A 21,902-nucleotide genomic window follows, 5' to 3' on the forward strand; every position below is an offset into this window, starting at 1 on the left:
ATAAAAAAAACCGAAACAAAAAAATGTTTCGGCCTTTTTTACTGTATTTATTATACTATGTTAATAATATGTATAACGACGAACTTTAGCGATATGCTTCGCTAAACGCATTACTTGGTGTGAATATCCGTACTCGTTATCATACCACACATAAATTACAATTGTATCTCCATCAGCAATCGTTGCTTTACTATCAAAAATAGAAGGTGCAGTAGTACCTACAATATCAGAAGATACTAATTCATTACTTAAAGAGTATTGAATTTGCTCTACTAAATCTCCTTCTAAAGCGTATTTTTTCATAATCGCATTTACAGATTCTACTGTAGCTGAAGAATTTAATTGTAAGTTTAAGATTGCTAACGAACCGTTTGGTACTGGTACACGAATAGCACTTGACGTTAATTTACCTGCTAATGCTGGCAACGCTTTTGCAACTGCTTTTCCTGCTCCTGTTTCAGTAATTACCATGTTTAACGCTGCTGCTCTACCTCTACGATATTTTTTATGCATATTGTCAACCAAGTTTTGGTCGTTTGTATAGGCATGAATCGTTTCTAAGTGTCCTTTTTTAATTCCGAAGTTATCTTCTAACACTTTTAATACTGGAGTAATTGCGTTTGTAGTACAAGAAGCTGCTGAGAAAATATCAATATTATCTGGATTGTTTTCTTCGTGGTTTACACCGTGAACGATATTAGGAACTCCACCTCCTGGAGCTGTTAATAATACTTTACTAGCTCCTTTTGCTGTTAAATGACGACTTAATGCTTCTTCATCTCTAAAAGCACCTGTATTATCTATAATTAACGCATCGTTAATTCCGTATTTAGTATAATCGATATCTTCTGGTTGATTTGCAGAAATCATATATACTGTAGTTCCGTTGATGATTAACGCATCGTTATCAGCATCAACCTGAACAGTTCCTAAGAAATCTCCATGAACAGAATCTACACTTAATAAAGAAGCTCTTTTTTCTAAAACTGTTTGATCGATTTTACCACGAGTAACCACAGCTCTTAAACGTAATTGAGAACCTTTACCCATTTTGCTACTTAACTCACGAGCCAATAAACGTCCAATACGTCCGAAACCATATAATACTACATCTTTAGGTTGAATGTTTTCTGCTTGAGTAGCATCTTTTAATTGCTCTTTTACAAAGGCAACTTTATCTGATGAAGCATCATCTTGTAAGTGAAATTCATAAGCTAATTTACCGATATCTAATTTTGATGGTGGTAAATCGATTGATTGAATAGCTTTTGCAATTTCTAAAGCATCTTCAATTGTAATAGGTTTAGCTACAAACTCTTTAGCGTAGTTGATTAAGTTTAAAACCTCACTAGCTCTTTTATCTACTAATGGATTTCTAAATAATACTAACTCGATAGATTTATCGTACCATAAATCGTTAACGATGTTAATAAACTCAACAGTAGCTCTTCTAACTTGCGCTTGATTTACTACTTCTTTTTCGTAATTTGTTATTGTTGACATAGTTGTGTGTTAACTAATGATTTTAAAATTTGTGCAAAAATAGGTATTTCTAGTTGATTTTATCTCTGTTTTTTTCAAGAAAAAATCTCGTTAAAAATGAATTTAACGAGACTTTATAATTTATTGAAATCTTAACTCTTTTAATATCTAAATCTTTCTATTTGCCCTGTTGGACTTATCATTTCTAATAAAAGTCTGTTTCTGCTATTATAAGAATTATCTAGCATAGACACTGCTTCTTCTGCAGATAGAACTTTTTTGCCATTAATTTTAGTTAAAATATATCCTTTACCAACTTCAAACTGCTTAAATGCTAAGTTTTGAGTTTGTCTAATTTTAGCGCCTCCATCAATATTAAACTTCTTTTTATCTTCTTTTGAAATATTTTCAAACTCAGTGTTTAAAACTTTACTAATTGGTAATTTAATAAGCTTTGTTAACTTAACTACTTTCGTAAATTCTTCACCATCTCTATCAACTGTTACATTTACGTATTCACCAGGTCTTTTTGCAGTTAACTGTCCTTTTAAATCTGAGAACTTAGCTATTTTAACATTATTTACTTTAATAATTACATCACCTACTTTTAAACCTGCTTTTTTAGCGCCTCCATCTTCTGTGATATTTCCGATTTTTACTCCTTCAATATCTTTTACTGAAGAATCTATGTTAATCCCTAAAATAGCTTCTTGCACCATACCAAATTCCAACAAATCATCAACTATTTTTTTTGTTATGTTTGAAGGAACTGCAAACGAATACCCAATAAACGATCCTGTTTTTGAAGAAATTGCTGTGTTAATTCCAATCAATTCTCCACGAGTATTTACCAGTGCTCCGCCACTATTTCCTGGGTTAACAGCTGCATCTGTTTGTATAAAAGCTTCAATATTATTATTTCCATCTAAATCACGTCCTTTTGCACTTACAATACCTGCGGTTACTGTTGATGTTAAATTATATGGATTCCCTACTGCTAACACCCATTCGCCTACTTTAATATTATCTGAATTACCAAAAGGTAAATTAGGCAACTCAAAATCAGCATCAACTTTTAACAAAGCTATATCATTGTTTTTATCTGCTCCGACTAAAGTTGCTTTTAGTTTTTTCTGATTGTTTAGCGTTATTTCAATATCTGATGCATTCTCTATTACATGGTTGTTCGTTACGATATATCCATCAGGAGAAATAATTACACCACTACCCGTTCCTACTTGCTTAAATTCACGAGTACCGCTTCCACTACCATAAAACAATTCTGCTAACGGATTTTGTTGAGTTCGAATCGATGTGTTTTTAACGTGCACTACCGCATGTACAGTTTTATCTGCTGCTTCGGTAAAATCGGTCGGAGTTGATGATGAATTGATAACCGTTGGTGTATAACTTGTTTGAACGGTTCGTAATGTTGGTTCAACCGATTCTTCAACTATCACTTGAGGTTTTTCTATTAGTGTTTTATATCCTGCAAGTGCTATCACGCCTCCTAAAAAGGCAATTCCTAAAGTTCCAAATATTTTCTTCATATGCTTACAAAATTTTATAATTCAAATATAGTATTTTAACATTTCTGATAAATGTGTTTAACTTCTATTTAACGGATTTTAACCCCTATTTAACAATCTACTTTCCTTGATAAAATATGTATCTTTGCTCTGAATATGGACTTAGATTTTTACAAATATCAAGGAACAGGAAACGACTTTATTATAGTCGATAATCGCACAAAAACCTTTCCAAAAAGTAATACTGACGTAATTGCAAAATTATGCGACCGACATTTTGGTGTTGGTGCTGACGGACTTATTTTATTGGAGAACGATGCTAACACCGATTTTAAAATGGTGTATTACAATGCTGATGGAAACGAAAGTACCATGTGCGGTAACGGTGGTCGTTGTATTGTTTCATTTGCACATCAATTAGGCTTATTTGAAGACAATACTACTTTTATGGCTATTGATGGACTACATCACGCATCAATAAAAGACAATATTGTTTCTTTACAAATGATTGATGTAGATCATGTGAAAATTTTTGAAGACTATATTTTTACGAACACTGGTTCTCCTCATCATGTTCAATTAGTAAACAACATAAATAGTTATGATGTTTTTTCTAACGGAAAAAAAATAAGAAACGAAGTTTATGGTACCGAAGGAAGCAATGTTAATTTCGTAGAACAAATAAACAACAACACCTTTAAAGTCCGCACTTATGAACGTGGAGTTGAAGATGAAACCTTAGCTTGCGGAACAGGAGTAACCGCAGTGGCTATTGCAATGCACGCTACAAAAAAAACAAACCATTCAACAATAAAATTACCTGTTGAAGGTGGCGAGCTTGAAGTTTCTTTCGAAGAAAAAAATGGCTACTATACCAAGGTGTTTTTAAAAGGACCTGCTACTTTTGTTTTTAAAGGAAAAATAAAAATTTAGTGCAAACGTTAACTGGTACACATATAAATTTAAGAGCTTTAGAACCTGAAGATTTGGAATTTTTATTTCAAATTGAAAACAACGAACTTTTTTGGGAAGTAAGCCATACACAAACCCCATTTTCTAAATTCATATTAAAACAGTATTTAGAAAATGCGCACTTAGACATTTATGAAGCAAAACAATTACGCTTACTTATTGAGGAAAAAACCACAAAGAAATCTGTAGGAATGATTGACTTGTTTGACTTTAATCCGCAACATAAAAGAGCAGGAATTGGTATTTTAATCCATCCTGACTTTCAACAAAACGGATTTGCTTCTGAAGCATTACAACTATTAATACAATATTGTTTTACACACTTACAGTTACATCAACTATATGCAAATATTACCGATGATAACTCAAACAGTTTACTTCTTTTTTCTAAACACAACTTTAAAAAGGTTGGAATAAAAAAAGATTGGATTTACGATAAAGGAACTTATAAAAACGAAATTTTATTTCAATTAATCAATGAATAAAAAAATCATATTAGGAATTGTTACTACCATTTTAATAATTGGTGGAATTATTGGATTTAACTACTATCAAAAAATATTCGGGAAAGCCGTAACTAAAAATGGCGCTGTATATATTGGTTCAAATGCTTCTTTTGATGATGTAAAAAACCAACTTTCTAGTTTTATTAACAATCCTGATTTTTTTGTTTGGGTTGCTGAAAAGAAAAAATTCACAAAACCTAAAGGTGGGAAATACATATTAAAAGAAGGGATGAGTATTAACGATGTAATAAATTTATTACGAAGCGGAAATCAATCTCCAATAACCTTATCTTTTAACAACCAAGATACTTTAGAAAAATTAGCCGGAAGAATTGCAGAACAAATCGAAGCAGACTCTACCTCTCTTTTACAAGCAATGACCGACAGTAACTTTTTATCTAAAAACAACTTTACACAAAAAGAAGCTTTAGGAATGTACATTCCCAATAGTTATGAGTTTTACTGGAATACTTCCGCAGAAAATTTCCGTGATAAAATGTTACGCGAATACAATCGCTTTTGGACTTCTTCAAGACTTGAAAAAGCAAAACAATTAAATCTTACAAAAGAAGAAGTTATCACTTTAGCATCTATCGTTCAAAAAGAAACTGCACAAAAAACCGAAAGACCCATTGTTGCCGGATTATATCTTAACCGTTTAAAAGATAATTGGCCTTTACAAGCTGATCCGACTGTAATTTATGCTATCACAGAAGTAAATGGACCTGATTTTATAATAAAAAGAGTTTTGAATAAAGATTTACAAATCAATTCTCCGTACAACACTTACAAAAACATAGGTCTTCCTCCTAGTTTAATTTCTATGCCTGATATTTCTTCTATTGATGCAGTTTTAAACTATCAAAAACACAATTATTACTATATGTGTGCTAGTGTAGATAAGATTGGTTTTCATGAATTTGCGAACTCTTTAGCGCAGCACAATAGAAATGCTGCTAAATACCAAAGATGGATTAATCAACAAGGGATTAGGAGATAATTTTAACAAAAATTTATTTTCTACAAAACCATGTTAAAAATTATCAAATAAGCAAAATTATAATAGCTTAAATGAAAAATCCTTAATTAAAAACAGGAAAAACATCTTTATTCGCAACAGGAAAACATCTGTAATTTACTGGTTTTTAGATTCTTATACAAAATTACCGTATCTTTGCCTCGCTAAACAGAAAGTAATTAATTATCAGACATTTAGTATTAACAATTATAGGATTTGTATTATTAACCAGTTTTACAGAGACTACAAAAAAGAAAAAAACTACTACTACCACACCAATACCTATCCACAAAGTTGAGAAGGTAAACATTCCTTTTTTAAAGAAAAATTTTGTTGGTTTTAAAGAAGCTGTTGGTTTTAAAGAGTCACAAGGTAGATACCGAGTTGTAAATAAACTAGGCTATTTAGGTAAATATCAATTCGGAAAAGAAACTCTTAAAAGATTCAGAGTTTATAACACCGATTATTTTCTTAAAAACCCTGAATTACAAGAGCGTACTTTTGAAGCTTACTGTAAACTAAATAAGTGGATTTTAAGAAAAGACATTAAAAGAAGTGTTGGTAAAACCATTAACGGTATTAAAATTACTGAATCTGGTATTTTGGCTGCAGCTCATTTAAGTGGTGCAGGAAATGTAAAAAAATACTTACGATCAAACGGAACAATTAGATTTAATGATGCTTTTGGAACTTCAATCCAATCTTATTTAAAGAAATTTGCAGGATATGATGTATCAAACATTAAAGCGAACAAAAAGCCAATTGTGTAAAAAAACACGATATATAAACCAACAAAAGCATCGAGGATTCGATGCTTTTTTTTATTTGTGAATGATAAAAATTGCTGGACGCTTATGTAAATCTGGCTTTACATTTTTCCATTCTTTTACCGTGTAAGTTTTAATATATTCTGAAGGAAGTGTAATATCACATGCTACACAAACTCTGGTATCTAGGGATAATGTTGCACGCAAATCATCTAACATTTTCTCATTTCTATAAGGAGTTTCAATAAATATTTGAGATTGATTTTTGTCTTTCGACAACTTCTCTAAATCTTTTATTGCTTTTTTTCTATCTGACTTATCAATTGGTAAATATCCGTTAAACGCAAAACTTTGTCCGTTCATTCCAGATGCCATTATTGCCATTAAAATAGAAGAAGGCCCCACCAACGGGACTACTTGAATACCTTTTTGATGTGCTAATTTTACAATATTCGCTCCAGGATCAGCAACCGCAGGAACTCCAGCTTCAGAAAGCAATCCTACAGAAATTCCTTTCTCGCAAATATCTAAGTAATTCTTAGTTTCTAAGTCATCAGAATATTTATCTAATAACATTAACTCTAATGACGGTTGCGATTTTGTTGGGGTAATTCGTTTAATGAAGCGTCGAGCAGATTTTTCATTTTCAACAATAAAATAATCTAATTGCTCAACTACTTTTTTTACTGATAACGGCATCACCTCTAAAGGTTCGGTATCTCCTAGTGTAGTAGGAATCAAGTATAATTTACCTTTCATTATTCGTTTTCTAATTTTGAAGCAATAATACTACATGCTTCGTCTAACATTTGGTATACGTTTTCAAAACCTTGATCTCCTCCATAGTACGGATCTGGAACACTCATATTCTCTTTCGGATATAATTCGTTCAAAATCATCTTCACTTTTTCTCGTTGAGTATTATTTTCAGACATCGTTATAATGTCATCATAATTACTTTTATCCATAGCAAAAATCACGTCAAATTTATCAAAATCTTCTTTAATGAATTTTCTTGAACGCTGATTTGTGATATCAATTCCGTATTTCTTTGCAACTTCAATCGAACGTCTATCTGGTAACTCACCTACATGGTAACCAGCTGTACCGGCAGAATCTACATAAAATTTATCCGAAGCTAATTTTGATTGTAAAATACCTTCTGCCAACGGAGATCGACAAATATTACCCAAACAAACCATTACTATATTTTTCATACTCATAAAAAAACCTCACTTGGTGAGGTTATATTTTAAAGTGTTAACTTCTTCGTTAAATCTTCAACGTACTTTTTAAATTGCTTATCAGTTTCAGTTAAATTATCTACTGTTTTACACGCATGTAACACAGTAGCATGATCTCTCTTTCCTATTTGACTTCCAATACTTGCTAATGATGATTTTGTCATACGCTTTGCAAAATACATTGCTAACTGACGTGCCTGCACAATATGACGTTTACGCGTTTTTGACTGTAAGGTTGCCACATCCATATCAAAATATTTTGATACTACTTTTTGAATATAATCAACCGACAATTCTTTTTTAGTATTCTTTACAAACTTGTCAACAATCTGTTTTGCTAATTCTATCGTAAACTCTTTTCTATTGAAAGAAGCTTGAGCAATCATCGAAATTATTACCCCTTCTAACTCACGAACATTCGATTTGATATTTTTTGCAATATACTCTACAATCTCCTCTGGCATTTCAACACCATCTCTATACAATTTATTTTGTAAGATAGAAATTCTTGTTTCGTAATCTGGTGCTTGCAACTCTGCTGACAACCCCCATTTGAAACGAGATAACAAACGTTGTTCTATATCTTGCATATCAACTGGTGCTTTATCCGAAGTTAAAACAACCTGCTTACCATTTTGATGTAAATGGTTAAAAATATGGAAGAACACATCTTGCGTACCTGCTTTACCAGATAAGAACTGAACGTCATCAATAATCAACACATCAATCATCTGATAAAAATGAATAAAATCATTTCTAGTATTCGATTTTACCGAATCAATGAATTGTTGTGTAAATTTTTCCGAAGAAATATATAAAACTGTTTTATCAGGGTATTTATCTTTTATCTCAACACCAATAGCATGTGCTAAATGTGTTTTACCTAAACCTACTCCTCCATAAATTAATAGCGGATTAAATGAAGTACCACCAGGTTTATTCGATACAGCCATACCTGCTGAGCGTGCTAAACGGTTTGAGTCTCCTTCAACAAAATTCACAAAATTGTAATTTGGGTTTAACTGAGATTCAATCTTTACCTTTTGCAACCCTGGAATTATAAATGGATTTTTTAATTCGCGTTTTGATTCTAAAGGAACTGTTACCTTTTGAGGTTTTAAAGGATTTCGGTTTGAACTAGGTATTTTTACCGTTTGTGGGCTGTTACTACTATACGTATTTTCCATACGTACATCGTAAATTAACTTTGCATCATTTCCTAACTCACGTACTAAAGCAACTCTTAACAATTTAATGTAATGCTCCTCTAACCATTCATAAAAAAATTTACTAGGTACTTGTATTGTTAAAGCTTCCCCTGCCAATTTAATTGGCTTAATAGGCTCGAACCAAGTTTTGTATGCTTGAGGTTTAATATTGTCTTTAATAAAAGACAAGCATTCCATCCAAACTGAATCGGCTGTTTTAGTCATATTGGTAAAAAACAATTTTAGTTGTTAATTTTTATTCAGATTTAGGGGACACCAAACATCATAGTCTGGGCGAACAAAAGTGTGAATAAATTTTAGTATAAAAAAATCAAATCGCTATTGATTTTTATTTTTTTTTTGCGTAACCTTAGTGCAATTTAAATTTAAAAATCTTTGCAAAAAAATCACACTTCTATACGTGTTCGGTATGCTGAAACAGATCAAATGGGAGTAGTTTACCATGGTAACTACGCACAATTTTTCGAAATAGGTCGTACCGAATGGCTACGTTCTATGGGCGTTACATACAAATATATGGAAAAAACAGGCATTATGCTACCTGTAATTTCTTTATCATGTAATTTTAAAAAATCTGCCTTGTATGATGACGAATTAACCATTACTACAGTATTAAAAAAAACACCTACTGTTAAGATAGAATTTGACTATAAAATAACCAATCAAGACAACGAGTTAATTTGCACAGGTAATTCTGTCCTTGCATTTATAAACAGTGAAACTAAAAAACCTATGCGCTGTCCTGATTATATATTGGATAAATTAGCTCTTTTAAACATCTAAACTAAAACTACATGAAAATATACACCAAAACTGGTGACAAAGGTACTACTGCTCTATTTGGTGGTACTCGAGTGCCGAAATACCATTTACGAATTGAAAGTTACGGAACGGTTGACGAACTTAACTCTTACATCGGACTTATTAGAGATCAAGAAATTGACGATTCTTTAAAAAAGAAATTAACCACAATTCAAAGTGAATTGTTCACATTAGGCGCAATGTTGGCTACTCCGCCAGAAAAAGAAGTTTTAAAAAGTGGAAAAGAGCGCTTGAATATTCCCAAAATTAATGATGGTTCTATTCAATTCTTAGAAAATGAGATAGATGCTATGAATGAAAATCTTCCTCAAATGACACATTTCGTTTTACCAGGAGGTCATCAAACCGTGTCATTTTGTCACATAGCACGCTGTGTATGCCGTAGAGCGGAACGATTAACTGTCGCATTAAACGAAGAAGAGAATATAAACAGCAATGTTTTAATGTACCTAAACCGACTTTCTGACTACCTTTTTGTGTTGGCACGAAAGTTGACCCAAGACTTACAAGCTGAGGAAATTAAATGGATTCCTGAAAAGCTATAATTAAGTTCTTTTTTTATTGATTCACATTTTTTAAAAAAAACTTGACTTTTTACAAAAAAAAATTATTTTTGCGAGAAATCTTATAAAACAGATAAAGAAATGTATTGGACACTTGAATTAGCATCGTATTTAGCAGATGCACCTTGGCCTGCAACTAAAGACGAATTGATAGATTACGCTATTCGTACAGGAGCACCGTTAGAAGTGGTTGAAAATTTACAAGATATCGAAGATGAAGGTGAGGCATACGATTCAATTATTGAAATTTGGCCAGATTACCCAACTGAAGAAGATTATCTTTGGAACGAAGATGAATACTAATAAAATACAACCTTAAAAAGTCTCTTTTACAGAGGCTTTTTTTTTGCTTACTTTTAGGCACCTTAATAACAAACAAAAAACATGTTGATTAAAACAGCTTAATCAACTATAAAACAATATTTTACAAATGAGCGTTTTAAATTCGATTATAAAACTATTTGTTGGAGACAAACAACAAAAAGACCTTAAATCTTTACAACCGATCGTAGAAAAAGTACGATCTTTTGAAAATTCATTAAGCAACTTATCTAATGATGAGTTACGTGCAAAAACAATCGAATTTAAATCTAAAATAAAAGACGCTACAAAATCTTTTACCGATAGAATAGCTGAACTTGAAGAAGAAGCAAAGAATGCTCATATCGATCGTCAGGAAGAAATTTATACTGAAATCGACAAATTAAAAGACGAAGCTTACGAAGCGTCTGAAGCTGTTTTATTAGACATTATGCCTGAAGCTTTTGCAGTTGTAAAAGAAACAGGTAAACGTTTTGCAAACAATACAGAACTAGAAGTTACCGCTACTCCTTTCGATAGAGAATTATCTGCAACAAGAGAGCACATTACTTTAGAAGATGATAAAGCTTTTTGGGCGAATTCTTGGGATGCTTCAGGAAAAGAAGTTACTTGGGACATGGTTCATTACGATGTTCAGCTAATTGGTGGATCGGTTTTGCACCAAGGTAAAATTGCTGAAATGATGACGGGTGAAGGAAAAACATTAGTTTCTACATTACCTGTTTATCTTAATGCTTTATCTGGTAACGGTGTACATGTGGTAACCGTTAACGACTACTTAGCAAAACGTGACCGCGCATGGATGGCTCCTATTTTTGAGTTCCACGGATTAAGCACCGACTGTATCGACTATCACCAACCAAATTCTGAAGCACGTAGAAAAGCATACAACGCCGATATCACTTACGGAACCAACAACGAGTTTGGTTTTGATTACTTACGTGATAACATGGCTAATGCTAAAAAAGATTTAGTACAACGTGCTCCTAACTACGCTATTATTGATGAGGTGGATTCTGTATTAATTGATGATGCTCGTACTCCGTTAATCATTTCTGGTCCTGTACCACAAGGAGATCATCATGAATTTAACGAGTTAAAACCTTTGGTTGCTGATTTAGTTTCACTTCAAAATAAATATTTAGTTGGTGTTTTAGCAGAAGCTAAAAAGTTAATTACTGAAGGAGACACAAAAGAAGGTGGATTCTTATTATTAAGAGTATACAGAGGTTTACCAAAAAATAAAGCCTTAATTAAGTTCTTATCACAAGAAGGAATTAAACAAATTCTTCAAAAGACCGAAAACTTCTACATGCAAGACAACAATAAGTTGATGCCAGAAGTTGATGCCGAATTATGGTTTACTATTGAAGAAAAAAACAATCAAATTGATTTAACCGATAAAGGTATTGCGCACCTTTCTAACATCACTAAAAATGACACATTCTTCGTTTTACCAGACATTAGCGTAAAAGTTGGTCAAATTGATAATAGCGACGCTACACCAGAAGAAAAAGCAAATCAAAAAGAAGAGTTATATCGCGAGTTTAGCGTAAAGAGTGAGCGTATTCATACCATGAACCAACTTTTAAAAGCGTATACAGTTTTTGAAAAAGATGTTGAGTATGTAGTTATGGATAACAAGGTAATGATCGTAGATGAACAAACAGGTCGTATTATGGACGGTCGTCGTTACTCTGACGGATTGCACCAAGCTATCGAAGCAAAAGAAAATGTAAAGATTGAAGATGCAACACAAACCTTTGCTACGGTTACTTTACAAAATTACTTCAGAATGTACCGTAAATTATCTGGTATGACAGGTACTGCGATTACTGAAGCTGGTGAATTCTGGGAAATTTACAAATTAGATGTAGTTGAGATTCCAACCAACAAACCAATTGCTCGTGATGACAAACAAGATTTAGTTTATAAAACTACTCGTGAAAAGTACAATGCAGTAATTGAAGATATCGTAAAATTAGTTGGAGAAGGAAGACCTGTATTAGTAGGTACAACTTCTGTAGAAATCTCTGAATTATTGGGTAGAATGTTACAAATTCGTAAGATTCCTCACAATATCTTAAATGCAAAATTACACAAAAGAGAAGCTGATGTTGTTGCTGAAGCAGGTAAACCTGGTGTTGTTACTATTGCAACAAACATGGCTGGTCGTGGTACCGATATTAAATTATCTGACGAAGTTAAAGCAGCAGGTGGTTTAGCTATTATTGGTACAGAGCGTCACGATTCTCGTCGTGTAGACCGTCAGTTACGTGGTCGTGCAGGACGTCAAGGAGATGTAGGTTCTTCTCAGTTCTATGTAGCTTTAGACGATAACTTAATGCGTTTATTTGGTTCTGAAAGAATCGCTAAGATGATGGATAGAATGGGATTAAAAGAGGGAGAAGTTATTCAGCACTCTATGATTTCAAAATCTATTGAAAGAGCTCAGAAAAAAGTAGAAGAAAATAACTTTGGTATTCGTAAGCGTTTATTAGAGTATGATGATATTATGAATGCACAACGTGAGTTTGTATACAAGCGTCGTCGTCATGCCTTAGATGGAAAGCGTTTACAAATAGACATCGCTAATATGATTTATGATACATGCGATGCTGTTGTTAAACAAAATAAAGAAACAAAAGATTTCCAAAATTTTGAATTTGAATTAATTCGTTTTTCATCAATGACTTCTCCTTTTTCTGAAGAAGAATTCAATAAAAAACCAGAACAAGAATTAATTGATACGCTATACAAATTAGTTACCGAAAACTATAAAAGTGATACTGAAAGAAATGCTGCAAATGCTTTCCCAGTAATTAAAAATGTTTTTGAAAACGAAGGTGATCGTTACGAACGTATCGTTGTTCCATTTACCGATGGAAGTAAAACTTTACAAGTAGTTACTAATTTAAAAGAAGCTTACGAAAGTGAAGGAAAATCATTAGTAAATGATTTTGAGAAAAACATCACTTTAGCAATTATTGATGAAAACTGGAAGGATCACTTACGTAAAATGGATGAACTAAAACAAACAGTTCAAAACGCTACGTATGAGCAAAAAGATCCTTTATTAGTTTATAAGTTTGAAGCTTTTGAATTGTTCCAAGAAACGATTGACAAGATTAATAAAGAAGTATTATCATTCTTATTTAAAGGGAAATTACCAAGTCAAGAAGCTTCTCAAGTTTCAGAAGCTCGTGAACAACAACGTGAGCAATTAGACTTACGCAAAGACGAGGTTCAAAACTCAACACAACAAGCTATTAGCAATGCTCGTAATCAACAAACACAAGAGCAACAAGCTGTAGAAACTATTGTACGCGAACAACCAAAAATTGGTCGTAACGAAAAAGTTACTATCAAAAATGTGATGAGTGGTGAAGAAAAAGAAGTAAAATTTAAACAAGCTATTCCGTTATTAGAAGAAGGAACTTGGGTATTATACAACAAGTAATCTTATTCTATAATAGTATGTATATAAATAAAAAAACTCGGTTAAAAACCGAGCTTTTTTTATTACATCTTTGTTTTATATAGATACTCCTAATTCTTTCAGTAATTTTTCTGAATTAGCTTTAACATTTGCAGGTGGATTCATCGATAATGATTTCTTTAAATACTTTATTGCATTCTTTTTATCTCCTGCTACTTTATATGCTTCCCCTAAACTATCATAAGCATTTGCACTTTCAGGGTTATTGTCTACATTCATTTTTAAATACTTTATAGCTCGAGTATAATCTTTAGCGCTGATCATTGCATACCCTAACTGATTTAATTGAGGTGTACTAGCTAACGATGCTGCTTCATCCATCAGTTTTCCATACGCATCACTTTTTCCCATTTTATTCATGATTTGTGCTTTAATAGAAACATTTCTGAAGTTTTTCTGGCTATAAAACTGCCCAGAAATAGCATTATCAATCCATCCTAAAGCTTCTTGTAAATCACCTCCATTATTTAAAGAATAGTTTGCAGCTTGTTCCCAAGATTGACGATTAAATCCTGCTTGCCCTTCTAATTGCTTTCTAATGTTTGCTAAAACTTCATTAGTAACATCAACTTCTATTTTTACAGGAATTTGTTTCTTTTCCCACTTTAAAGAAAGTATTGCCGAATTTGCTTTTACATCTGTAAAATCAAACGCTAACTGCTCTACATGTGATGTAGGTTTCATAGCAACATCAACCCTAAGAGCATCTTCAGATGGTTTGTAAAAATAGCTACCCCAAGCAGTATTGTTTTTTGAAAAAATTACTGTGGCTTTATCATTATCATGAATAATCATGTGTAAACCATATTTACCAGCCTTTAAAGCTTTACCTTCAACAATTACATCGTTTGTAAATTTTACAATCGTGTTTTCATTAGCTCCTGCTCTCCAAGGAGATTCTGTTGCAGTACCAAAACCTAAATTATTCATACCAAATGGTACTAGCTTACCCCAAACTTCTCTCTTATTAACACTTGGACGAGAATATTTTACATAAACATCGGTAATTCCAATACGTTGTGAAACGGTTGCTTGTTGACTTCCTCTAGGTAAGTTAAGTTGTGAATACGCTTCGATATTTGCTACCATTAAACAGCAAATTAAAATTTTAAAGTAACGGTTTAGTTTCATTTTTTAGATAGTTTAAATTAACTATCACAAATTAGAAACTATACAAAATAGTTTTTGTTATTAATAAGTTAAAATCAGTAAACACACAGTTAATTAACACTTAATTAACTTTTTAAACAGTCATTCAACTACCATTGAATAGTCTTATTATCTGTACTTTTTAGAAAAGAATTCGTTTTTGAAAAATGCTGATTACCAAACCAATAACCACGGTTTGCACTTAATGGTGATGGATGCCCTGAAGTTAACACGTGATGCTTATTTTTATCAATAAGTTTTGTTTTGTTTTTTGCGAAACCACCCCATAGTAAAAACACAACATCTTTTTTTTCTGAAGATATTTTTTGAATTACAGCATCGGTAAACTGCTCCCATCCTTTTTTTTGATGACTCCCCGCCTCACCTGCTCTAACGGTTAACGTTGCATTTAACAACAACACCCCTTGTTTTGCCCATCGTGATAAATCACCACTTATAGGGTATGGGATTTCCAAATCGGTTTCTATCTCTTTAAAAATATTAATTAACGAAGGCGGATGAGTAATACCATCATGAACCGAAAAACACAATCCATTTGCTTGTCCTACTCCATGATACGGATCTTGACCTAAAATCACCACTTTTAAATCATCAAAAGAACAATAATCAAATGCAGCAAAAATATCAGTCCCTTTTGGATAACAAGTATGTGTTGCGTATTCATTTTTCACAAAATCGACTAGATTTTTAAAATACGATTTCTCAAATTCTGTTTGTAAAATATTTTTCCAACCATCGTTAATTTTTACTTGCATTGTTTGTTATTTTTGCTTTGGTTTCAAATATACTATTTTGACAAAAAACATATCAGAAAAAACACTTCAAGATTTAGAATTCACTACAGTTTTAGAACAGGTTGCAGCACATTGCATCTCTAATTTAGGAAAAGAGAAAACGTTGGAAATTCAACCCATATCAAACAAGAAAAATTTATTTTTTGAGTTGAATATGGTAAACGAATATTTGTCTTCTTTTGAAAATGAGAACAGAATTCCGAATCATTATTTTGAAGATATTTCTGAAGAAATTAAACGATTAGCTATTGAAAATAGTTTTTTAGAAACAGAAGGTTTTTTAAAAGTTGCCGCAGTTTCAGAAACAGTAAATGAGCAAAAAAAGTTTTTAAAAAAGTTTGAAACCTACTATTCTACATTATTTACCTTAAGTGAAGAAATAGAATTCACCTCCATAATTGTTGATAGTATTAAAAAAATTATTACTCCCTACGGTGAAGTTGCCGATAACGCTTCGGCTGCTTTAAAACAAATACGAAAAGACATTGGCGCTGTTAGAGGAAAAATTTCTGAAAGTTTTTCTCGTGCTTTGAGTAAAAATATTGCAAGTGGCTATTTAGACGACATTAAAGAAACAGTTATCGACAACCAACGTGTATTGGCTGTTTTAGCAATGCACCGACGTAAAGTTAAAGGAAGTTTATTAGGTTCGTCAAAATCAGGAAACATTGTATATATAGCTCCTCAAGCTACACTTTCGTACAGCAGAGAACTACAAAACTTGCTATATGAAGAAAAACAAGAAGTAGTTCGTATTTTACGAATGTTAGCGACTGAAATACGTCCATTCACACCACTTTTAAATGAGTACATTCAGTTTTTAACCCACTTAGATGTTGTAGGTGCCAAAGCTAAATATGCAAAAAGTATTAACGGACTATTACCTAAAATCACCAAAGAGAAAAAGGTATTTTTAAAAGATGCTTTTCATCCTATTTTGTGGCAAAAAAACAAAGCCAAAGGTATAGAAACCATTCCGCAAACTCTAGAGCTAAACGAACAGCAACAAATTATTGTTATTTCTGGTCCTAATGCAGGTGGAAAAAGTATTACACTAAAAACCATTGGTTTGTTACAAGTAATGTTACAAAGCGGACTACTTATTCCTGTGCATGAACGCAGTGAAACAACGCTATTCAATACTATTTTAACTGATATTGGCGATAATCAATCCATAGAAAATCAATTAAGCACATATAGCTATCGATTAAAAAACATGCGTTACTTCCTTAGAAAATGCAACGATAACACCCTGTTTTTAATTGATGAATTTGGAACGGGATCTGACCCTGAATTGGGAGGTGCTTTGGCTGAAATTTTCTTAGAGGAATTCTACGAGAAAAAAGCTTTCGGAATTATTACTACGCATTACGCTAACTTAAAAGTGTTGGCTGATGAGTTAGATAATGTTACCAATGCAAATATGCAGTTTGACGAACGTACTTTAGAGCCGTTATACAAACTATTTATTGGGCAAGCAGGTAGTTCTTTTACGTTTGAAGTAGCTCAAAAAAACGGAATTCCGTATAGTTTAATTAACCGTGCTAAAAAACGTGTTGAAACCGAAAAAGTACGTTTAGATAAAACAATTTCTAAACTTCAAAAAGAACGAAACCGTTTACAAAAAACCTCGGAAAGTTTAGACAAGCAAAAATCGAAAGGGCAAGAGCATATTGAGAATCTTCAAGAAAAAGAATTAAGAATTCGCGAAAAACTAGAAGGTTTTCAAGAATTGTACGATAACAATCAACGTATGCTTTCGTTAGGAAGAAAAGTAAACGAACTACTGAATAAATACTTTCAAACGAACAACAAGAAAGAATTGTCTGCCAACTTTTTTAAGTGGGTAACTACCGAAAAAACAAAGCATTTAAAAAAGAATCCACCAAAAAAGAAAACGAAAGTTGAGAAACAAGAAGAAAAAGTTGCTGCACAAAAACAACAAGAGGCAATTAAAAAGGTAGAAAAAGAAGTGCTTGAAAAGGTGGTAAAAGTACGAGAAGAAAAGAAAAAAGAAGCCGAAAAAATTGCCCAAGAAAAAGCAGCCTATGTATTTAAGGTTAATGACAGAGTTCGTTTAGTAGATGGTAATGCAGTAGGTACTATTGATAAAATAGAAAAGAAAAAAGCTTTTATCAATTACGGATTGTTTACCACTGAAGCTAAAATAGAGCAACTAGAATTGGTAGAACGTGCTAAAAAATAGTTAATTAACTCTTTAAAATTTAGTTTGATTTTTAAACTTTAAAACGATAACTTCGCTACACGTGCTGAACTTGTTTTCAGTATCAGAACGATATCAGTTGATTAAAACGACGGATACCTTAACCGTTAGCTGCAAGCAGAAAAACCATCCTGAGAAAATAATGCCTGAAGAAATAGTTGAATTAAATATAACTAACGAATATTTTAATACTGAAGAAAATCAGGAACAAATATTCAAATTATATGATTCAATAATAGAGAATGCGAAAAAATTAGAAGTCTGGTCTGATTCGATTAAAAAAATTATAATAACTGACAATTTTATTGAAGAAGTAAAAGAACAATCGCAAAAGTGGAATTTTACATCTAATATTTCAAAAGAAAAAGAATATGCTGTAGTTAGTAAAATTCTATTCAATCACAAGCTAGATGCACCAGAATACTATATATACTTTAATTTTCAATCATTTTATGAAGAACAATTTCTTCATTGGGAAATAGCATTAGGTCAAATTTTAAATATTTACAGTAATAAAATAATTCCAAATTCAATTAGGAAAAAACATATTGAGAACTACCCTAGTAGTTTAACCGAGCATATTGAATTCGCCTCTGTAGAATGGTGTAAAGCTGTTCATTCAAGAATAATATTACAGAAAATATTTTCTGAGCCAACTTTTCCAATGAATCAGAATTCTTTCCTAATTACCTTTAAAAGAAAATTAAAACGAAGTCTTTATGAATATAATAGTGATAAATATGAAAATTCAAAGCGTTTAGATACTTTTTGGTATGAATATTATGATAGTATTAAAACACTTTTCTTAAGACTGGTTGAAAAGGAAACCACAGAAGAATCTTTAAAATTAAAAGATGAGGAATCTTGTTATGAACTAGTTAACAATGTAATTATTGAAATAAATAATTTAACTGCCAACCTTATTGAATCAAAAGAATTTGATGTTACAAATCTAAAAAAAGCTGTAGTCACTTTTTCAGAGCATTTTGAAGTTTTCTTAGAAAACGAAACTGATAGAAATTTTAGAATTAGATTAACAAAAAACCCAAAGGATTATTTCATTGATGAAATAGTTGAAACCGAACCAAGAATGGTATGCTTTATGGATATTCTAGGGTTCAGTGAATTAATTAATCGATACGATTCTGATATAACATCAACTGTTTTACAAGATATTCAAGAATCATTTGAATTGGCTAAAACTCAGCTATTAGAAAAAAATCCATCAGGAAATGACGATGTTGTTAAACATTTAAGATATCAAACATTTTCGGATAATATCTGTATCTCAATACCATACTTTGATAATGAAAATGATTTCTTGTCAAATTTCAACTTATTGGCAACATACATAAGAGGTTTTCAAAATGTTATGATGTCAAAAGGAATATTTATGAGAGGTGGGATTTCAACAGGTTCTTACTACGCAGACGATAACATAATATTCTCTAAAGGATTAGTAAATGCATATTACTTAGAAAGTAAAAAAGCTATTTATCCTAGAGTAATTATTGATGACTCAATAATTAATAAACTATTCAGCTATAAAACCGAAAGGTTAAGGTATTTTGGATTGGATAAAACTATAATATTTGATTGGGAAAATTGCGCTTTCTTAAACCCTTTTGGACTTATTCAATCTTCAATTAGTCAATTTGAATCCGTTGCGAATGAACTAAAATCTGAAATTGATGATGAAGACGATGAGTTTACAAAAGCGATTTCGACTTTTGCCACCAGCATGACTGATATGACAATTGGTCTTATGAAAAGTTTAGCGGATAATGATGATAAAGTTTTAGAGCCAATTAAGTCTGAAATAGTTAAGAATATATATTACTATCAATCTAATTCTAATGTAGCTTCCAAATACATTTGGCTTAATGAATTTATAAAATGGTTGGAAAAAGATGATTCAGCTAAAATGAAATTTGAGACTATGAGCGAGAGGTTAAAAAATAATGAGGAATAAAATGCCAGCAGCTAACAACGTGTATAGCTCATTGCGGCTGAATTCCTAATCGGAATTCATTGTAATTTGCTATCTTTCGGTTATGACGGAAAATCATAGCTGATTTTCCGCAACGAGCCATACACAAAACCGATAGCGAAACATTTACTCTAACCCTTCCATTTCAGCATCATAAAACAAACCTGCCGCTTCAATAAGGCTTTCTAGTTCATTCGCTAAATCTTGCTCGTTTTCATCAGAAAGATCTTCAAACCACTCAATTTCATCATCTTTTAAATTGATTAAAAAACGTGGATATTCGGTATGCAACACAAAAATATCTTCAGGATGGTTGCTATTATCTGCTAATAAAAATTTAGGTAAGTTCATTAATGCTTGGTTTTAATCAATTGCAAAGTTAATTTATTAAATCGTATAAATAGTAAAATAGAAGCGGTTGTTAATCCTGCAAGTAAACCTAACCAAATTCCAAAGCTCCCGTATTTTTCATCAGTTCCTAAGAAAAAACTAACAGGAAAACCAACAACCCAATACGATATAAACGTTATAAGAGTTGGTATTTTAACATCTTGCAAACCACGTAAAGCTCCTAATACCATTACTTGAATACTATCGCTAATTTGAAAAATAGCAGCTGCGATTAATAAGTTGGCTGCGATTTTCATTACTTCCATATTATCTGCATAATTTTTCGCATCACTTAAATCAACATACAAATTAGGCAACGACTTGTGAAACACAAAAAATATGGTTGCGAAAACGACCGCTAAAATAGTTCCTAAGAAAAAGATTGAAAAAGCAATACGTCGTAACTCTTTGTAGTTTTGCAATCCTTTTTGGTTTCCTACTCTAATCATAGAAGCTACACTTAACCCAGTGGCTACCATAAAGGTCATAGATGATAAGTTTAACGCGATTTGATTTGCTGCTTGCGGATTTTTTCCTAACAAACCACTTAACCAAATAGCTGCTGTAAAAATAGCTACTTCAAAAAACATTTGCATAGCACTTGGAGTGCCTAAATTGATGATTTTACGAAGCATTAACGTGTCTAACACAAAAAACTTAATGTTAGTTACCAATTTTTTTGAACGTTCTTTTTTACTTAACAACCACCATAAATACACTACCATTACAAATCTTGATAGTAACGTACCATATGCTGCTCCAACAATTCCTAACTGCGGAAAACCAAACTTTCCGTAAATTAATAAGTAATTCAATATTACGTTTAACACGTTCGCCAGTAAAGTAGCATACATTGGGTAACGTGTCATCGACATTCCGTCACTAAACTGTTTGAGTGCCTGAAAAACAATCATAGGTATTAACGAAAAAGCGACTAAATCTAAGTACGGAATTGCTAATTCTACCACCTCCGTTGGTTGCTTCATCAAATACATTAAAGGTTTAGAAAAATATACACCTAAAAACAGTACAATTCCCATCATGGTGCATAAAAAAAGTCCGTGTTTAAAAGTAGCTTTAGCCTGAGTAAAATTATTTGAAGCATCTGCCTCAGCAATTAGCGGTGTGATTGCTGTAGAAAAGCCAATTCCTAACGACATGGCTATGAACATAAAACTGTTTCCTAACGAAACCGCTGCCAATTCAGCAGTACCGAGTTGCCCAACCATAATATTATCAATAAAACTCACAAACGTATGTCCTAACATCCCAAGCATTACAGGGGCTGCAAGTTTCCAATTGTATTTAAATTCAGAAGTATATTGTTGTAAATCCAATTTGAATAATATTTTCAAGTTGCGAAGATAAGTTTTTTAATGCTG

At 32.1% G+C, this 21,902-nt stretch carries 19 protein-coding genes; 10 read left to right on the forward strand and 9 right to left on the reverse strand.

The features are described from left to right. Positions 1–60: 60 nt before the first annotated feature. Together ACKTST_RS08320 and ACKTST_RS08325 are read right to left on the reverse strand one after the other, a co-directional pair. A complete protein-coding gene (locus ACKTST_RS08320; protein ID WP_408047300.1) occupies positions 61–1,503 on the reverse strand; it encodes a glyceraldehyde-3-phosphate dehydrogenase in 1,443 nt (480 codons plus the stop codon). A gap of 140 nt (positions 1,504–1,643) precedes the next feature. Then, positions 1,644–3,032, reverse strand: coding sequence for a trypsin-like peptidase domain-containing protein (locus ACKTST_RS08325; protein WP_408047301.1), 1,389 nt, complete (start codon positions 3,030–3,032; stop codon positions 1,644–1,646). 135 nt (positions 3,033–3,167) lie between these two features. On the opposite strand from ACKTST_RS08325, the gene dapF reads away from it, so the two are divergent. From dapF to ACKTST_RS08345, 4 genes are all read left to right on the forward strand, one after another. After that, a complete protein-coding gene (gene dapF, locus ACKTST_RS08330) occupies positions 3,168–3,944 on the forward strand; it encodes a diaminopimelate epimerase (RefSeq protein WP_408047302.1) in 777 nt (258 codons plus the stop codon). Next, complete coding sequence (locus ACKTST_RS08335) at positions 3,944–4,468, forward strand: GNAT family N-acetyltransferase (protein ID WP_408047303.1); 525 nt, start codon at positions 3,944–3,946, stop codon at positions 4,466–4,468. Before dapF ends, ACKTST_RS08335 begins: the two co-directional genes overlap by 1 nt. Further along, the gene (gene mltG, locus ACKTST_RS08340) at positions 4,461–5,489 is read left to right on the forward strand and encodes an endolytic transglycosylase MltG (RefSeq protein ID WP_408047304.1); all 1,029 of its coding nucleotides are present in this window, start codon (positions 4,461–4,463) and stop codon (positions 5,487–5,489) included. Before ACKTST_RS08335 ends, mltG begins: the two co-directional genes overlap by 8 nt. Positions 5,490–5,692: 203 nt before the next feature. Beyond that, entirely contained in the window at positions 5,693–6,277 is a 585-nt protein-coding gene (locus tag ACKTST_RS08345) for a peptidoglycan-binding protein LysM (RefSeq protein ID WP_408047647.1), read from the forward strand. A 51-nt stretch (positions 6,278–6,328) separates the two neighbouring features. Here ACKTST_RS08345 and ACKTST_RS08350 read toward each other — a convergent pair whose 3' ends face one another. The 3 genes from ACKTST_RS08350 to dnaA are packed head-to-tail and all read right to left on the reverse strand — an operon-like array spanning position 6,329 to position 8,951. Further along, on the reverse strand, positions 6,329–7,033 hold the full coding sequence (locus ACKTST_RS08350) for an SAM-dependent methyltransferase (RefSeq protein WP_408047305.1): 705 nt from the start codon (positions 7,031–7,033) through the stop codon (positions 6,329–6,331). Next, positions 7,033–7,491, reverse strand: coding sequence for a low molecular weight protein-tyrosine-phosphatase (locus ACKTST_RS08355; protein WP_408047306.1), 459 nt, complete (start codon positions 7,489–7,491; stop codon positions 7,033–7,035). The genes ACKTST_RS08350 and ACKTST_RS08355 overlap by 1 nt, the downstream gene beginning before the upstream one ends. A 35-nt stretch (positions 7,492–7,526) precedes the next feature. Beyond that, positions 7,527–8,951: a chromosomal replication initiator protein DnaA gene (dnaA, locus tag ACKTST_RS08360; protein ID WP_408047307.1), complete on the reverse strand. Its 1,425-nt coding sequence runs from the start codon at positions 8,949–8,951 to the stop codon at positions 7,527–7,529. Between the two features lie 171 nt (positions 8,952–9,122). On the opposite strand from dnaA, the gene ACKTST_RS08365 reads away from it, so the two are divergent. The 4 genes from ACKTST_RS08365 to secA all read left to right on the forward strand — a co-directional run bounded on the left by ACKTST_RS08365 (position 9,123) and on the right by secA (position 13,913). Further along, complete coding sequence (locus ACKTST_RS08365) at positions 9,123–9,530, forward strand: acyl-CoA thioesterase (protein WP_408047308.1); 408 nt, start codon at positions 9,123–9,125, stop codon at positions 9,528–9,530. 11 nt (positions 9,531–9,541) lie between these two features. Continuing rightward, positions 9,542–10,114, forward strand: coding sequence for a cob(I)yrinic acid a,c-diamide adenosyltransferase (locus tag ACKTST_RS08370; RefSeq protein ID WP_408047309.1), 573 nt, complete (start codon positions 9,542–9,544; stop codon positions 10,112–10,114). A gap of 99 nt (positions 10,115–10,213) precedes the next feature. Beyond that, positions 10,214–10,435 (forward strand): DUF2795 domain-containing protein, encoded by a 222-nt coding sequence (locus ACKTST_RS08375; RefSeq protein ID WP_047789198.1) that lies wholly within the window; start codon positions 10,214–10,216, stop codon positions 10,433–10,435. Positions 10,436–10,562: 127 nt separating this feature from the next. Beyond that, positions 10,563–13,913 carry a preprotein translocase subunit SecA gene (gene secA / locus ACKTST_RS08380; RefSeq protein WP_408047310.1) on the forward strand — a complete coding sequence of 1,117 codons (3,351 nt, stop codon included), beginning with the start codon at positions 10,563–10,565 and terminating at the stop codon, positions 13,911–13,913. A 75-nt stretch (positions 13,914–13,988) separates the two neighbouring features. Here the strand turns inward: secA and ACKTST_RS08385 are convergent, their stop codons facing one another. Both ACKTST_RS08385 and ACKTST_RS08390 read right to left on the reverse strand, forming a co-directional pair. Continuing rightward, positions 13,989–15,041, reverse strand: a complete 1,053-nt coding sequence (locus tag ACKTST_RS08385; protein ID WP_408047311.1) for a DUF2911 domain-containing protein — start codon at positions 15,039–15,041, stop codon at positions 13,989–13,991. 170 nt (positions 15,042–15,211) lie between these two features. Then, entirely contained in the window at positions 15,212–15,877 is a 666-nt protein-coding gene (locus ACKTST_RS08390) for a uracil-DNA glycosylase (protein ID WP_408047312.1), read from the reverse strand. A gap of 37 nt (positions 15,878–15,914) precedes the next feature. Between ACKTST_RS08390 and ACKTST_RS08395 the strand changes: the two genes are divergently transcribed. Together ACKTST_RS08395 and ACKTST_RS08400 are read left to right on the forward strand one after the other, a co-directional pair. After that, positions 15,915–18,122 carry an endonuclease MutS2 gene (locus ACKTST_RS08395; RefSeq protein WP_408047313.1) on the forward strand — a complete coding sequence of 736 codons (2,208 nt, stop codon included), beginning with the start codon at positions 15,915–15,917 and terminating at the stop codon, positions 18,120–18,122. Between the two features lie 160 nt (positions 18,123–18,282). Continuing rightward, entirely contained in the window at positions 18,283–20,112 is a 1,830-nt protein-coding gene (locus ACKTST_RS08400; protein ID WP_408047314.1) for a hypothetical protein, read from the forward strand. Between the two features lie 144 nt (positions 20,113–20,256). Here the strand turns inward: ACKTST_RS08400 and ACKTST_RS08405 are convergent, their stop codons facing one another. Both ACKTST_RS08405 and ACKTST_RS08410 read right to left on the reverse strand, forming a co-directional pair. Next, entirely contained in the window at positions 20,257–20,481 is a 225-nt protein-coding gene (locus ACKTST_RS08405) for a hypothetical protein (RefSeq protein WP_408047315.1), read from the reverse strand. Continuing rightward, positions 20,481–21,875, reverse strand: coding sequence for an MATE family efflux transporter (locus ACKTST_RS08410; protein WP_408047316.1), 1,395 nt, complete (start codon positions 21,873–21,875; stop codon positions 20,481–20,483). Before ACKTST_RS08410 ends, ACKTST_RS08405 begins: the two co-directional genes overlap by 1 nt. Between the last annotated feature and the right edge of the window lie 27 nt (positions 21,876–21,902).

The sequence above is a fragment of the Tenacibaculum crassostreae genome, from assembly GCF_964512405.1.
GTDB lineage: Bacteria > Bacteroidota > Bacteroidia > Flavobacteriales > Flavobacteriaceae > Polaribacter > Polaribacter crassostreae.